10 protein-coding genes and 1 pseudogene are annotated in these 16,496 nt (G+C 45.1%); 4 read left to right on the top strand and 7 right to left on the bottom strand.

The window, feature by feature from the left end; genetic code table 11:
- Positions 1-570 precede the first annotated feature (570 nt).
- The gene (locus AACQ83_RS08560; protein WP_240000747.1) at positions 571-759 is read left to right on the top strand and encodes a hypothetical protein; all 189 of its coding nucleotides are present in this window, start codon (positions 571-573) and stop codon (positions 757-759) included.
- Between the two features lie 179 nt (positions 760-938).
- Here the strand turns inward: AACQ83_RS08560 and AACQ83_RS08565 are convergent, their stop codons facing one another.
- The 6 genes from AACQ83_RS08565 to AACQ83_RS08590 form a co-directional block, all read right to left on the bottom strand.
- Positions 939-1,628 carry a hypothetical protein gene (locus AACQ83_RS08565; RefSeq protein WP_240000748.1) on the bottom strand — a complete coding sequence of 230 codons (690 nt, stop codon included), beginning with the start codon at positions 1,626-1,628 and terminating at the stop codon, positions 939-941.
- A gap of 9 nt (positions 1,629-1,637) precedes the next feature.
- Complete coding sequence (locus AACQ83_RS08570; RefSeq protein WP_240000749.1) at positions 1,638-1,961, bottom strand: hypothetical protein; 324 nt, start codon at positions 1,959-1,961, stop codon at positions 1,638-1,640.
- A complete protein-coding gene (locus AACQ83_RS08575) occupies positions 1,961-9,820 on the bottom strand; it encodes a type I polyketide synthase (protein ID WP_112878585.1) in 7,860 nt (2,619 codons plus the stop codon). Before AACQ83_RS08575 ends, AACQ83_RS08570 begins: the two co-directional genes overlap by 1 nt.
- Before the next feature lie 50 nt (positions 9,821-9,870).
- Complete coding sequence (locus AACQ83_RS08580) at positions 9,871-10,698, bottom strand: hypothetical protein (RefSeq protein WP_112878586.1); 828 nt, start codon at positions 10,696-10,698, stop codon at positions 9,871-9,873.
- A gap of 36 nt (positions 10,699-10,734) precedes the next feature.
- Positions 10,735-11,145, bottom strand: coding sequence for a CorA family divalent cation transporter (locus AACQ83_RS08585; RefSeq protein WP_112878587.1), 411 nt, complete (start codon positions 11,143-11,145; stop codon positions 10,735-10,737).
- Between the two features lie 357 nt (positions 11,146-11,502).
- A complete protein-coding gene (locus AACQ83_RS08590; RefSeq protein ID WP_370446065.1) occupies positions 11,503-11,829 on the bottom strand; it encodes a hypothetical protein in 327 nt (108 codons plus the stop codon).
- Between AACQ83_RS08590 and AACQ83_RS08595 the strand changes: the two are divergent.
- Positions 11,825-12,138, top strand: a pseudogene (locus AACQ83_RS08595) (transposase); the annotation flags it as partial. The gene AACQ83_RS08590 and the pseudogene AACQ83_RS08595 sit on opposite strands and share 5 nt — an antisense overlap.
- A 163-nt stretch (positions 12,139-12,301) precedes the next feature.
- Here the strand turns inward: AACQ83_RS08595 and AACQ83_RS08600 are convergent.
- Positions 12,302-13,030, bottom strand: coding sequence for a LuxR family transcriptional regulator (locus tag AACQ83_RS08600; RefSeq protein WP_112878589.1), 729 nt, complete (start codon positions 13,028-13,030; stop codon positions 12,302-12,304).
- A gap of 512 nt (positions 13,031-13,542) precedes the next feature.
- Here AACQ83_RS08600 and AACQ83_RS08605 point away from each other — a divergent pair.
- Complete coding sequence (locus AACQ83_RS08605) at positions 13,543-14,133, top strand: inclusion body family protein (protein ID WP_112878590.1); 591 nt, start codon at positions 13,543-13,545, stop codon at positions 14,131-14,133.
- 668 nt (positions 14,134-14,801) lie between these two features.
- Positions 14,802-16,469, top strand: a complete 1,668-nt coding sequence (locus tag AACQ83_RS08610; protein ID WP_112878591.1) for a ShlB/FhaC/HecB family hemolysin secretion/activation protein — start codon at positions 14,802-14,804, stop codon at positions 16,467-16,469.
- Positions 16,470-16,496: the final 27 nt, after the last annotated feature.

A 16,496-nucleotide genomic window follows, 5' to 3' on the forward strand; every position in this document is an offset into this window, starting at 1 on the left:
TCAAGGTAATCATCACGGGTATACTGATGCAATGCTCTGAATAAAATAAATTTAAATCAATCAATCGATACCATATCGAAACAAGTGACTCACACACAAAATATAGCTAAAAAAGATATGAAAAACGGCAATATTATTATATCCAAAGATATATATAATATTAATGTCCTGGAGAAAGACATACATTAAAAAGTAAGACAACGCATCTTTAATCTATGGAGTAAAACTTTAGGATAATTCAATATGGGTGAGATAATAAGTTTTTATATGTAATCCGTTGAATTTTTTAAAAGTTCGGATTTTTTATCCGGTTCTATTGAAGAATTTAATGAATATGAAATTATTGATAATAAATATATGGCATTAAAGCTTCTTTTCGATCAAGATATACCAGATAACTATATGGTTTGGAGTAATTTTTTTCTGATCTGGTATCTGAATTTTATCTTCATGAGGATTATAAAAAAGCAACAAAATATATCCTTGATAAGAGTAAAAATATCTACCCAGGATCAAATTAAAGAAAATATGAGAAAAAGAAAATAATATCTTATAAGAAAGAAACAAGGGTTGGTTGATAACATAGAATACGATAATTCTCCAAATGAAGTAAATGACGAATGTAATGACATGTTAAATATGATAAGCATTTATCGATATTTATTTTCTTTTAATCAAGATGCTAAATTAGAAGCAATATTTTCTATGTTTAAAAAAGGAGTTATGCAGTGTGGTATAAAGAAAGACAAAAAGGCATGAGTTATTTTCAACCCCAAATCCGCCGCCAGACCGGAGCCTTCACCACAACATTATAAGGCAGTGATATACCAGCTTTCAGAGCGCTTTCGAGTACCGTTTCAACTGTTGCCAAGGTAAACGTCTGCCCCTCTAACGTGCCGGTGAAGGTCGAGCGGCGGGAGAACTATTTTTTCAACATGCTAGTTTCCCCTACACATCAACAACCCATTATCAAAAACACTGCCCATCACCACTTGGCCAGCCAACGGTGCCGCGACGCTGATTGCCGCCAACATCTGGCCATGGCTTTGGTGAATCACCTGAGCGCGTTCTGCTTCCCCATTTGGGGCAATCGCCAACTGCCAGACCAGAGATGGTGAACGCACTTGCGCATCCTTTTGGTACGCCGCCAGTTTCAGCAGTTGTGGGTGTGCGGCCACCAATAACCTGTCCCTTTTTCCATCAGGCATAATATTGTCTACCCCGCGCAAGCCGGTTACCCGACTCAGTAATATAGGTACCGTCCCACCTGGTTGCCATGCCCAACTGCTTAGGGCACCGCTTGTGGTTTCCGCCACATATAGCCGTTCCCGTTGTCGGTCATAATAAATACCGTTCGCAAAGTGCAACCCATCGAGCAATGTGTGCACCCCAGAATCATCGATCAGTAATACGCGCGCGAGTGGCAAACGCAGGTAATCTTCAATGCGGCCGAGCAGACCGGAATACGCGTGATCCCGTGTGAGCAACCAGTGGGTTTTATCAATAATACTGATATCATTGATATTTTTTCCAACACTGCGTGACAACGCAGGTTGATAAATCAGCCGCATTGCTGCACGTTCAAAACGGAAAACGTCAATACGGTCCCCTTGATGACGATGGTTCACCACGTAAATCTAGGTGTTTCCCTCCTGTTGCCATACGTCTATACCATGCGGGAAAAATTCCGCTGGATAATCGCCTGACAGCAGCAAAGGAGCCTGTCCCAGTTGTAAGTAATAGAGGGCACCTGACGCATTACCATGGCGGTTAAGACTGCTAATTAACACACCGCCATCTTGCAACGGCACGATATCTTCAGCTCCGTTGACACCCTCTATTTTTCTACACTGCTGCATGTGAATATCTTGAACGCTGTAGAAAACGCCCGCATCAAACAGCAGATTGATCGTATACGCCAATGCAGCAATAACCAGTACAATACCCATCAGCTTTTTCATCAGGCTTCCACTTCAGCAGGTGAATAAAATTGCTGATTCACTGCGTCCACGCCCTGCTCTGCCAAGACATTGATCACAGCCAGGTAATGTTCCAGCAGCTCAGCAGCTATATGCGCAGAGAAGTAACGCTCCTGATAGTCCAGCTCGATTGACAACCCTTCAGCCATTTCCACTACGTTCACCATTAGCGGGAACTCAACTGCACTGACGGGCAGCATTGACAGGCTAGCTTGCCACTGGCGCATTTCGGTCAGCGGTGCATGAGGTTCAATATTGAACGTGGCCAGCACAGGGAATTGCGCGCCTTCGCCATGGAAACAATGAGCTGGTAATGCTGGCGCATCATGCTGAGCCAACACAGCTTGATGTATCGCAGCAACAAATTCAGACAGTGACGAGCTGGCGGCGCTGTCAAAACAAAACGGCATCAAACTGACACATTGCCCCACAAGCCCTTCACTCCGTTCAAAATCCCGACCGGAATTCGGTACGGCGACAGGCAGCAAAGAGTGGCCAATAAACCTCTCTAAGGCCAGCACAAACAAGGCGCTCAACATCACAAAACGAGTTACCCGTAGCTTTGCGGCAGCTTTCCGTAACTGAGACGGTAATCCTGGGTAATCCACTCCCCCTTTTAAGCGCTTACCTTGATATGGTGCTACTTGCTGAATAACCAGTAACGCACGCGCAGGATTCAAACGCTGTGCTGGTAGTTTAGCCAAGCACTGGGCAATGAGGGCAGTATTTGCCGTCTTTTCCGCATGTATAAAGCGCAAATAGCTTGGTGCTGCTGCCAGTTCAGGCAACTGCCCTGCCATGATGGAATTATATATATGGAGTAGTTCGCGTAGCATCACCATAAATGACCAACCATCTGCAACTGTATGGTGCGCAGCCAAAGCCAGCGTTGAGCCGCCGACATGCCGTAACAGTAATACACGAGCCAATGGAGCAGTTAACAAGGTGAACGATTGAGCCGCAAACGCCGCCAATCGGGCATTATTTTCTGCCTGTTCACTGCATTCTTCGGTAAAATCTACGCCACTTACGCAAGATGCCATGACCTGCAACTCGCCGGTGCCGTTGAACTGCATACGCAGTGCTTCATGGCGTTCACTCAATAAAGTCCAGGCTTGGCGCATCATGGAACTATCGATCTGACGAGCCGTTTCGATGACGCAACCAATGTTACCCGCACGTAGCCCCAACTCCCCCTCAGCGGCCAGCAGTGTAAAACGCTGTTGGCGGTCAGTGGCAGGGTAAGACGTATTAGGTTGCAAACCATCCTCACCGAAGAAGCCATCGGCACGCATGGCATTGAGGCTTTCTTTAACCGCAGTGATAAACAGCTTAATATCCTGTGTGGTGTGCGCAGTGGACACAAAGCAGTTACGGCCTTCCCAAATAAAGATGCCGCGCAACATGAGATGATAGAACAAGATGTCGTAGTTACCGCTAAATTTGAAACGGAACAAACTGCCAGCGGAAACAATTTCGATCGGAGTTCCCGTCGTCGCAAACCAAGTGTTGAGCGTTTGCGCGAGGTCGTTCGTTTTCTGGTTGATATCGTCATAGAGTCCAGGGTGGTTCTTGATATATTCGAGTACCGCTTTGCTCGCAGCCATGGTCAGCGGGTGTTTGGAGAACGTCCCCGCAAAGAAAATCAGCTCGGCCTGTGGCCAAGACTCATCGCCATATTGCCAGAAGCCACCATCGATACTGTCCATAAAGCGTGCAGAGCCAGCAATAACACCAATTGGCATACCGCCACCGACAATTTTCCCATAGGTAGCAATATCTGCTTTCACGCCGTAATACGCCTGTGCACCACCGGCAGCCAAACGGAAACCGGTAATCACCTCGTCGAACATCAAGGCGATATCGTGTTCAGCCGTCAACTTACGCAGCGTATGCAAATATTCGCGCGGTTGATGGTTGGGATACCGGCTTTGCACCGGCTCAACGATGACCGCTGCTAATTGATCGGCGTATTTAGCAATCAGTACCAGGCTCTCTTCACTGCCATACTCAAGTACTAGCAGATCCTCTACCAGTGACGCGGGTGTACCGGCAGCAATAGGTATCGCGTGCTCTGGTGTCACCCCTCCCTGTTGGCGCCCCAAAATGCCGTCAAACACACCGTGATAAGAACCGCTAAACAGCGCCACTTTATTTTTGCCTGTCACAGCGCGCGCCAAGCGTACGGCGCTCATTACCGCTTCAGAACCAGAATTACAGAAAGCCACGCGCTGCTGACCCGTCAGCTCTGCGATCAGCGTTGCCACCTCACCAGCAAGGGAGCTCTGTGGCCCAATTTGCATACCTTGGGACAACTGCGCGGCAACGGCTTGCTGCACGCATTCCGGCGCATGCCCTAACAGGTTGGCACCAAATCCCATAGTGAAGTCAATGTATTCATTGCCATCCGCATCCCAGATACGGGCGCCTTGCGAACGCACTCCGACCAAAGTATAGAGCATTTCTTTTGTGGATAAACGGAAGCCCGCAGATGCTCGGTTATCGGCCAAGACGGCGCGGAATTGTTGGGCATTATGTTTCGAACTTGCCGTTTTCCTGACAAATTGCTCAGTCAGTTGCTGAATATGTCTGTCACGTTCGGCCCCCAGCGAAGCCTTTTGGGTTTCCTTTTTAAACCAACTGTTGTGCGCACCGGCTTTAGTCGGTGTTGCATTGGTCTGTGCCTTATCCGTAACCGTAGGTTTAGCCACCAGTGGCTGCGGGAGTGCCGCCACTGGTGCACTGGCCTCTACAGCGGGCAGGGCTGGAGCGGGTTGAACTATGCCGCCATTGAGTAAGCGAAGCTGTTGTGACATGATCTCTAACTGCCGTGCAATCAAGCCTTGCAGTGCTTCAGGAGCCGCAACCGATACCGCCCCTCCGAGTTCGCCCGCATGAACCGATGCAGGTACTACCGTGGGTTCTGCACATGGCATAACGGGTATAGCACCGCGATTTTCATTGACCAGAGCAACGGGTTCCGTCACCTGGGCATGCTCCACGACATAGTGGAGCACCGCATCCAACGTATTTAACTCTTCAAACAGTGAGCGCATAGGGATCGCGACCCCGTAACGATCTTTAATGGTATTGATTGCATCCAACAGAACCAACGAATCCGCGCCCATTTCCAGAAAAGGCAGATCGTCATCCAAATCCTCAGGCAGTGCCCCAAGATACCCGGCTATAATCGCTTTTATTTCGCTCCGTAATTGGTGGTGTTGTGACATAACGTCCTCATGTGAAGATGATGGCTGCATTAACTTTTCATCCGCCAACCAGTAGGTTTTTTTACAAAATTGGATGGCTGGCAGCGTCAACGCCTCACGGCCCATTGCGAGGTACAGCTTGTACCACTCGATGTCATGCCCGTGTTGCCACAATGAGCCAAGCAGCGTCAGCAGTGATTGATATTCATGTCGATGGTCAGCCGCGACCAATACGTGTTGCCCACGGTCTGTCACAACAACAAATTTGCCCAGCGAACTGTCTGCACTCAGATCCACAAACGTATATTTCTCTTCTTCAAACAGTGCCCAAATTCCTTGCAAAAAGTGAACCGGTTGCCGAATTTGCTGGGCCCAGTAGTCAGCCGTCGTATATTGGCGTACCTTGCCGTCAAGGTTGCTGTAGAAAGGCAGATTCCCTTTTTTAAAATCAACGTGTTGCGTTAGCCAGAGTTGATACTCTGACAAGATGGGGTCCATCAGGTGAGAATGGAATGCGTTGGCGGTTTTAATGCGCCGGGCATGACCGCCCAGCCCAGAAATGTCTTTCAGACAGGCTTCAATCGCCGCAGTACTCCCTGTAATGGTTGTCAGCGTCGGCGTATTAAACGCAGCAATGGCAACCTCTCCTGCCCATGGGGCAATGTAGCGACGAACCTCATCTTCACCGCTGAACACCGCGGCCATCGCGCCATGTTGGGTCAGACTGGCCATCAAGTGGGCGCGTTGGTGAACCATTGCCAGCCCGTGCTCCAACGATATTTGACCGGCAACAACCGCGGCGCAATATTCACCCAGGCTATGACCAATCACGGCCGCTGGGCGTAACCCGAGCTGCATCAAACTCTCTGCTATGGCATAGCTGTACACAAACAGGGACAACTGACAAGTTTTAGCACAGCGCTGCCAGCTGTCGTCTTGGGCATGTAGCGCCTGGCGGATATCGATTTGATAACGTTGTAAAACCGTATCAGCCAGTTGGTCAAAGCACTTGCGGTAATATGGCAGATGCTGATACAAGGCTGCCCCCATGCCAATTTGTTGCGTTCCCTGCCCAGGGAATAACCAGACCTGAGGCTGCGCTTTGCCCGCTTTGCTACCGCTGATTTGCATCAGGTTCTCGGCCAATTGCTGGCGGTTGGCCCCAAAGGCAAACCCACGGTAGAGTGGGTGGTCATAACGGGTATTGACCAGACGGCACCACGCCGAGACGTCAGCATCACGTTGCAACTGCAAGCTGCGGTATACACCGTCACGCTGGGCGTTAAAACCCTGTTCTTCATGCGAGGCCACCAGCAGTAACGTTAACGGTAACGCTTCCTCTTCACCTTTTGCCGCCTGCGGACAGTCACGCAGGATCACGTGACCATTGGTTCCCCCAAAGCCAAAACTACTAACGCCTGCATAGCGTTGGCCCTCAGCCGACTCCCATGTACAACTGCGGTTCCCCGCTACCGAAACTCGGCGGCTAATGGCGGCAATATGAGGATTGATTTGTTTGAAATTTAAATGAGGTACACGCTGTTGGTAGTGCAGCATCAAGGCCACTTTTACAACCCCAAGCACGCCCGCGGCTACTTCCAGATGACCAATGTTCGTCTTGATCGACCCCACCTGTACCGCTGCGGGTTGATGGCGTTGCGCGAACACCGCCTCCAGCGCTTGAAATTCAATCAGGTCGCCCAATGCCGTACCGGTACCGTGTGCTTCCACATAATCGATATGGTTGCTATTGATGCCCGCCTCGGCCTGCGCCCGTGCGATAACCGCCTGTTGTGATAGGCCATTCGGTGCAGTGATCCCATTGCTACGACCATCCTGATTGATGGCACTCGCTACCAGAGTGGCATAAACCCGGTCACCATCGGTCAGTGCTTGTGCCAGTGGTTTTAAAATGACGATGCCACATCCTTCACCGCGCACATATCCGTCGGCCCGTGCGTCGAAGGTTTTACACTGACCATCTGGTGCCAACATATGCGCCTGCGTAAAGACGGTCTGTAAATGCGGTGTCAGAGCCAAGTTCACGCCGCCAGCGATAGCCAGCGTACTACGCCCCGAACGCAGGCTTTGTATCGCCGCGTCAATCGCGACCAGAGAAGAGGAACAGGCCGTATCAATTGCGACACTTGGCCCTTTGAAATCATAAATATAGGAAATGCGGTTAGCCGCAATGCTGTGCGCATTACCCAACCCACTATAGGCAGAAACCCGATCGCCCGAGAGCAAAGCATAATCACTGGCGCTGATACCGATAAACACCCCGGTATCACTTCCCCGCAAGGCGGAAGCCTTTAACCCCGCATCAGTTAATGCCTGCTGCACGGTTTCTAACAACAAGCGATGTTGCGGATCAATATACTCAGCCTCACGCGGCGAAATCCCAAAATAGCCAGCGTCAAACTCACTTACGGTGTCAAAGAAACTGCCTTTACAATTAAAACCGCTTAACGCCGAACCCTCCCAACGGTGAGCGGGAATATCTCCGGTCGTACTTTGTCCTTGTTGTAGCAACGACCATAACGCCTGAACGCCGCTGTGCCCCGGCAATTCAACCCCGATTCCTATCACCGCGATAGCATCGTCAGTGATAACCACCGTAGCCGCGGCTTTTTGCTCCGCAGGCTGCAACAGTGCCATGGCCAGTTTATTGATGGTCGGATAATCGTAAATCAACGATGGAGAAAGCTCACGGCCCAGATGCTGTTCCAATTCACCTATCACACCAACGGCCTGCAACGAGTTCAGCCCAAATGTCGTGAACGCATCATCCCAATGCTGTTGGTTAACGGTCCTGTTAACCGCAGTACTGATAATACCTGCAATAAATGACGCTAGCGCTGGCACACTGTGAAACATACCACCATCTGTACAGGCCGGTTGTGGTTGAACCGCTCGGCTGCTCCATTGCACAACTAATGCATCCTGTTGGTACATTGCCTTGGCACGAGTTCGTTGCAGTTTGCCACTGGTCGTGCGTGGAATCGCCCGTCGACCAACCCATACCCACTCACCCAGTGTTATGCCATGCCGGTCTGCCACTGCTGCATTCAGGCGGTCGTTTAACGCTGCTGTATCAACAGACTCTTTGGCGCGTTCCGGGATTTCCAGCAAGGCAACGGCCTGCTCTGTCTGCGCAATGTCACTGGCAAAAACACAGACAGTGGCATCGGTCAGCAGAGCATCAGCGTTCCGGATCGTTTCCTCAATATCCGTTGGGTAATGATTCTGACCATTGACAATCAAGAGTTCTTTCACACGCCCAGTAACGTACAGCGATCCTCGCTGTTGGAACCCCAAATCACCACTGCGCAACCAGTGTGCCGATTCATTCTCGATCTGAGCATGGAAAGTAGCTTCTGTCGCAGCAGCATTATTCCAGTAACCGCTCGCAATGCTGGGCCCACGCAACCAGATTTCTCCCGTTTGTCCAGCCTCAAGCGTACGCAGGCTAACGGGGTTGACAATGCGCACCTCGGTATTTGGCAACGCCTGACCACAGCTGACAACACCAGGATCTTTTTCATCTTCATTGGTCACGACCATTCCCTGGCCTTTATCCATGCCGGTAACGATCAACGTGGTTTCCGCCATGCCATAGCAGGGTAAAAATGCCTTAGCGCGAAAGCCAGTATGGGCAAAATGCTCACCAAACTGGCGCAATGTAGCAGGACGAATAGGCTCAGCCCCGCAAAACGCCACATCCCAGAGGGAGAGATCTAAACCTTCAGCCTGTTGCTGGCTAATTTTACGCACGCAAAGATCGTACGCGAAATTGGGACCCCCCGATGTAGTCGCACGATATTCTGAGATCTGTTTTAACCAGTTAAGCGGGTTTTTCATCAGCATCATCGGTGACATCACCCGGCATGGAAACGCCCCATACACGGGCTGTAACAGTCCACCGATAAGCCCCATGTCGTGGAAATGCGGCAGCCATATCATGCCGCGGCTTTCACTGTGATGACCAAAATAGTGGTGAATAGCCTGTGAGTTTGCCCACAGATTGCCGTGGGTAACCATCACTCCCTTTGGCGTACCCGTGGAGCCTGAGGTGTATTGTAAAAATGCCAGATCGGTGTCAGTCATCTGCGCAGGATTAAATACCCCAGCAAAATGGCGTTCAAGACAATGAAGGCGATATCCCGCAGGCAGTGATATCGCTTCCAGTTTATCAAAAGTAAAAATAAGTGGAGGTGACGGTAAAGTCAGTTGTATTAACGTTTCGGTTCCTTTCCCGGTTGTTACAATAAATTCTGTTTTCGCATTGCGTAAAACGCCAATAAAACGCTCCCACGCATTTCCTGAGGATTTCGCTGGCATAGGGACCGGGACAGCAATCATCCCTGCATAAAGGCAGCCAAAAAACGCCCCAATAAAATCTTCACCGTCCGGATAAAGTAAAATAACCCTATCACCGCGCTGACCATATTGCTGAAGTGCACTCGCTAATGATGCTGCGCACTGGTGCAATTGCCCATAGCTTTGATTTTGTATCTCCCTAGAACTTCGTAAAAACTCAAATGCCGTCTTGTCGGTATGTTGAACAGCAAGTTCTGGCAATAGTTGGTTGAAGGAGTTAAACCCCCTGTTAAACAACTGGTGGGACGGCATAATGATTAGCTCTTTATTCTTTATATATGAAAAGTTAAATTAGCCTGAAATTATTTTGCAGCACGACCCGCCAGCAGATCGTTGCAGAAGTCATTCCATACTTTCAGCCACAGGTCTACTCGCTGTTCCATTTCATCAAAGCGATCTTCGGTAATCGCCTGACAGAATAAGATCCAAGCATCCTCAGAATGACCGTCTTCAATTGATTCACCGGTTTCGGTCTCTACGTGAATACTGTGATAACCGGTAGACACATCAATATCTGTCGCTACACCCACGCTTTTCGCCCAAGGAGTAGCAAAGTCGTGGAACACTGTTTCAGCAACGGCTAATAGTGCCACCAACTGAGGGTAGTCACCGTAGGCATTTTCAAATGTCGCGCGGCATGCCACTGAACTGGACATCGGAAACCAGGTTTTCACCTCATTCTCACTCATCCCCAATTGCTCGATGGTGTTGAAGAACTGCACATAGTGAGCCAGTTCTGGTTGCCCGTTATAGCCACTGTCAGAGCCTGTTCCTGGGTGGAAACCTAACTCATCTAACAGGTTAATTTGCAGCAAAAAACGAGCTGCCATTTTTGCCCGCGCACCCAAACGCCCTTCCAGCTGTTTTGCTGAGCTCAACGCTTCGATCACCGCATCGGTAAATACTTGGGCGAAGGCGTGATAAAACTCCAGATGGAATATCCTCATCTGGCTGATGTCGAACTCACCTCTATTCATCTTTAACAAAATTGGGTTTCTCATCAACGGGTGCGCTTCAATGCGATCGATTAATCGCTTTGCAAACTGATGATTACGCTGATATTGGTTATTTTCGACGGTTGCAACAATAGCATCCCTGCCGAGTTGACGCGCACTCAGTAATTTTTCCATGATTAAAATCTCAATATAAAGACTACGATTAATAGATTACAAGGCTGACACCCTGCCCACAGCCATTACAACTAATGCAAACATCCCACAGCTAAAAGGAATAACCTGAACATACTTGAACGGTAAATAAAAACACGAGGCAATCAATAATACAGGGATCCCGATAGAAAGAATCATCATGCAGATTGTTGCATAATACTTGTAAATATAAGGAACCTGTAAATCGTCAATGTTCATACCGTATAACATAGAAATCAACGGCAACATGATAAAAGCAATATGAGCTAGCCTGAGCATCCTACGATTTAAGTCTGTATAGCTCTCATGACCTTTAGGTGCACGGAATGGCCCTTTAAAAGCATACATTCCTATTAACCCACCCATCATAATCCCGACAACAATACCACCCCAACCAAAGGCAATCAGTATTTCTCTGAGATTAGCCACTGTATTTCTCCTGATTATTATTAATACATAAAGAAGATACTTATGATATAATAAGCACCTTTATAAAAATCCGTCTTGAAAAAATAATTATATAATCTTGGAGATATATAATTAGAAATCTGCAAATTGTTTTAGAATAATGAATCGGTTGTTCGAATCGTGGCATAGTAATACCGTTCATGTCAATCTTAACCTCATTTACATCGTGTTACCCAATAAAGATATACCCTATGGATTTCAAGATGCATCGCGACGGCAAGGGAGTGAATCCCCGGGAGCATAGATAACGATGTGACCGGGGTGAGCGAGTGCAGCCAACAAAGAGGCAGCTTGAAAGATAACGGGTATAGATGACGTTCAATTCCCCGCGTGACGTTGCCGAATCATAGGCTGCGACCTTTCTTTAATTTGTTGGTTGCGCTGCTGGTAATCGGCAACGACTTGATCTCCAGGCCGAAACCCCTGCGGCAATTGCCCCGCAGCCTGCGCTTCCATATGTGACGTGGCGTCAATTTTGCAATCCATTTCCCTTGCACGGTAATACGCACCTGCATCTGCCGCCATCGATAATTTGGCATGGCTGGCCATTGCATCAACATCAAAATAGTCTTGGGTGATTTTTCTGATTAACGAACCTTCCAACACCGCCTCTTTTATCTCTGCGGCGGCCTGCGCGGCCGACAAGGAGTATCTCAGTCAGGAGCTCGCTGACGATTTAGCCAAACCGGTATCGCTTTCATCACGAAAAAGCGCCGAAACATGAAAGCGTGTATGCAAGCTGAGTGGAATAAGATAATGTTATCAAAGCGTTTTATCATCGAAACAATTAATGGACAATTAAAAACCATTTCTCAAATAGAGCATTCGCGCCACCGAAGTATAAAAGGATTTATGTTGACCATTTTAGGCGGTTTGATTGCTTACTGCCTTAAATGGAAGAAACCATCACTGAAAGTTTTCTACTCAGAAGACGATTTTTCAGTGACGGTTTAAACAGAATTCGGGTTATTTACAATGGTACCAATAAAGATACGAAGGTAAAAATTCAATTTTTTTTTAAATTCTCCTAATAATCCATTTGAGCAATAGAATTAATCATTGAGTTAATTTATAAGATAAAAAATATAATCATCTGATAATTGCAAATTTATATTAGTTATATATAGCCAAGCAATGCAGCTTTAGCTATTGCCTGGAATTTATTCTTACAATCCAGTTTTTTAACGATATTCATTAGGTGAAAATCAACTGTACTTTTAGTGACACAAATGGTTGATGCAATTTCAATTGATGTCATCCCATCTGCGGTATACCTTAATACTTCTAATTCTCTATGTGAAAATGAGGTATTATCGATATAGAACGATTGTAAATACTTTGTGTGTGATGTTAAGTATCTTATTATCCTAATATATACTCCTAAAATTTCTCCACTACATTTATACATTGTCTCGTTATCAATAGGCCCATCTTTTCCCGCAACAGAAAATATTCCATAACTTCCTGAAAATGCAGGAAGACCAAAGGTGATCCCAGAACGAAATCCATATTTCTGATTCACATACCAAAGCTCTTGCCCATTAGATTTGGAAAAAAAATCCAAGTCCCATATTTTTGAAAAAGAAGGCGGCACAGGTCGAAAATTTAGAACTGGATCAATCATCCAATACTTTTTTTCTATGTAAACGGCTCTCCAAGATTCATGATAATTATTAAAGAAATACACGTCTCGGTTAGAGATAGGAAAGCGCGCTTTTAATAAAAGGGAGAACAAACTAAACCCCGAAATTTTGTTAATAAGCTCACAAATTTCAGCCACAAAATGTGCATCTACGTCTAATTTATGAAAATTATAGGGTAAGGTATATGGTCGATAAATATTCATTCAACGTCCTCTTAAAAATTAAGAATATTGATAGTGAACCCTAATATTTATTATAGTATCAAAATTTACACTTAATAAAGAAAATAATTATTTACTGTTATACAGAAGCAAGATTTGATAAGCCACAATGTATTTTTCGTAAACAAAAGAAATTATATCAATAAGATTGAAATTTTAATAATCAGGTAAAGTAATATATATAAAAATATATTATAGCCACATTAAGAATTTTAAACTGCTCTCAATAAAATATAAATGATTATTTAATATCTTAATATAAAATTTTTATGTTTTGTTTTTTGACAAAATAAATTAACTAAAATATTGAACTATATGAAGCAATACCTAATAAATATATGAGTAATTTTCCCATATAAACTATGCTTTATACCAGTAGCTGTTTCAACTTTAATAGTTAATTATATAAAAAGAAAGTTATTATAATAATAATGAGCAAGCAAAATAACCTTTCGATTCCCAATAAATAATTTAAATATGTAAGAGGTGTTATGATGAGTGAAGTCATTCAGGGTAAAGATGATATTGCTATAACCAAGAACTCTATTACAGCTGATGTAACCTTTGTTATTGATATTGATTCAATTATTGAATATCTTCGTACTAATAATCTTAAAAGTTCTCTGGACCCTAAAGATCCAACAATTATCCGTCAGCATGTATATATAGCTAATTATACTCCAGAGTTCGGATTGAAAGTGGCGAGTTCATCTGGTGCCCGTGTCACTGTTCCCATTAATGCAAATATTAGATGGAGGGCTACAACGGTATCTAATAATTTCGACTATACGATTATATTGTATAAATTCAAAAAGCTTAGTATAGGAGACGATGTCATCTCTGTCCCATCACAAATATGGTCACAGAACCCTATGGGCAAAAAAGTTCCAATGGTCCCTTCAGGTATTAATGCAAATGAGGATGAACCTAAGATAATTTTTGTTGAATCTCAAGATAGTTATTTCCAAGCAACAGCTCATAAACCAGGTGTAGAACAATATACATGGTTCTTTGCCGCTTATGACGGTAAAAAGCTCCTAGGTTATTATCGATATGATCCATATGTTGAAGTAACTAATAGCTAAGCATTTGTATATTGTCATTTTCTACTGGGAAATTACCAAAATAATTTTCCAGTATTTTTATTTTTCAATTTATTTAAATGTCTGTAACAAACACTAATTTATATTATAATATTATTTCCTTATAAATAAAATCTTATAACACCCAAGTAAACTCTATTCCTCTCCATAAATTCAGCAATCCTCCGACAATTATTCTGTCATCAATTCAGAGGATATTCTTTCTATTATCTATTTCTTTAGCTAAAATAACTTACAGGAACTATTACATCTGACATTATCGTCTATCAAGCTAAATAACAGTGAATTAAAATTTAGCTTATTATTACTTACTTAGATTAAGCTTTAATTTCTTTAAAAATCTTCCTAGCACAGCCTTATCTATTATTAAAAAAACACCACCCGTTACTTATTCCACTTAAGTTAATTCATTAATAAGCCGTAAAATAAGTGCTCTTATTAACTAATTATTATCCTAATAACCGACTAATTAAAATTTCTGATAGAAAATCGAGATATAAAAGAAACGTCATCCACTAATCAGAGCAAGATATAACCCGGAGTGTGCTTTAATAACGAATAAGTTAGCCAATACGCATGCAATTACCTATCAGGCTAAAACCCCATATTTATGTTTTATGGAATAAAATATCGTCCTTATCGGTGAATGTATGATAAAAAGAATATCTATTCTCATATTAGGTTGTATTTCCTTTCAGATAATCGCCTCACCAGCAGAGATAAATGATGATCTGCCAATGACTGAAGCGAGAAGAACTCTGCAAGATAGTTCTAGGGAAATTAACCAACTGATAGAACAACGCCGCTATCAGCAATTAAAGCAGCAGGCTAATACCGTTCCTGAGTCAACGCCTGCGTCGGTATTGCCGGAATCTAAGCAATGTCTGCCGTTAACCGGCGTTTACCTTAAAGGGATATCTCTGCTCTCAATTCGGGATTTAAGTACGCTCAGCGCTTTGTCCCCGGCGTGTATCAGCAGTCATGATATCAATCGGCTCAGCCACGAACTGACTCAGCTTTATATCAGTAAAGGCTATATCACCGCCCGTATTCAGTTTATTGCGCCTAATACCGATGGAGAGTTAGGGCTAAACGTTATCGAAGGGTTTATTGAAAAAATCGAAGGCGGTAATCGCTGGGTGAATAGTAGGATGCTATTTCCCGGTCTGGAAAAACAACCACTCAATATCACACAACTCGATCAGGGTTTAGATCAGGCTAACCGGCTACAGTCCAATAAAACCACCCTGGATATTTTACCGGGAGCGGTGAATGGCGGTTCGGTGATTAAACTGCATAATCAGCGCAGTAAGCCTTGGTTATTGAATATCAAAACTGATAATTATGGGCAAAAGAGTACTGGGAAATGGTTGGTCCGCACCAATGCCAGTTTTGACAGTCCATTTGGTTTATCCGATTTCATCAGTCTGAATGCCAGTAGTACGTTAGATAGCCCATCAAACCGATATAGCCGTGCTTATACTCTGCTTTATTCAGTGCCCTATGGCGCAGCAACATTCAGTGGGTTCGGTAGTTATTCCCAATATGCCAGCCATCCCCATTTACAAATGAGAACGATAAAGATTTATGGTGATACTCAGCAAATCGGCATGCGTTCCGATTTTGCCTTCTATCGTAATCAATCTCAGATTAATAGTGTCAGCGGGCAATTAACTTACAAGAATTACAATAATTACATCAACGATGCCAAGATTGGTGTCAGTAGCCAAACATTGAGTGTCTTTGAACTCGGTGTTAATCATTTACATATCATTCCAACCGGATTAATCACGCTCAATCTGAGTGTTGAACAGGGTTTGTCTTGGTTTGGAGCACAAACCGGAACCGCTTATCTCGATAAGCAGTTCACCAAAGGCAAGTTGATGGTCAATCTACATCAGCGTTTTATGCTGTTCAACTCGCCTTATCAGCTCAATAACCTGTTTTATGGGCAATACAACCGCCGCGGTCTGCCCGGCGTCGAATGGCTGAATATCACTGATCGGAATGCAGTCCGGGGGTTTAGCAAAAATACGCTCTCCGGGGATAACGGCTGGTATCTGCAAAATACGCTGTCTCGGACGTTTCCCCTCACCAACAGCACATTATCACTGCGTATCGGTATTGATATTGGCCGGGTTCAAGGATATCGCAGCCCACAAGGCTGGCAAAGCAGCGCCGGAATCAGTTCTGGCGCCACGCTGAGATACCAGAGCATGGTATTCGATCTAGAAACCAGTCGAGGAAAGTTACTTTCCAATCGCCAAGCATCTGATGAGCCCATTCAGGTGCTAGTCCGTTTTTCTTACACCTTTTGATGGTCTTTAAGCAGTACCTAACGTTGT

The organism is Photorhabdus sp. S10-54, assembly GCF_963878145.1.
GTDB classification, from domain to species: Bacteria; Pseudomonadota; Gammaproteobacteria; order Enterobacterales; family Enterobacteriaceae; genus Photorhabdus; species Photorhabdus kayaii.

Coding starts and splice junctions, on each gene's coding strand:
- AACQ83_RS08570 (WP_240000749.1), bottom strand. CDS start 1,961: ATGAAAAAGCTGATGGGTATTGTACTGGTTATTGCTGCATTGGCGTAT.
- AACQ83_RS08575 (WP_112878585.1), bottom strand. CDS start 9,820: ATGCCGTCCCACCAGTTGTTTAACAGGGGGTTTAACTCCTTCAACCAA.
- AACQ83_RS08580 (WP_112878586.1), bottom strand. CDS start 10,698: ATGGAAAAATTACTGAGTGCGCGTCAACTCGGCAGGGATGCTATTGTT.
- AACQ83_RS08605 (WP_112878590.1), top strand. CDS start 13,543: ATGAGTGAAGTCATTCAGGGTAAAGATGATATTGCTATAACCAAGAAC.
- AACQ83_RS08610 (WP_112878591.1), top strand. CDS start 14,802: ATGATAAAAAGAATATCTATTCTCATATTAGGTTGTATTTCCTTTCAG.
- AACQ83_RS08600 (WP_112878589.1), bottom strand. CDS start 13,030: ATGAATATTTATCGACCATATACCTTACCCTATAATTTTCATAAATTA.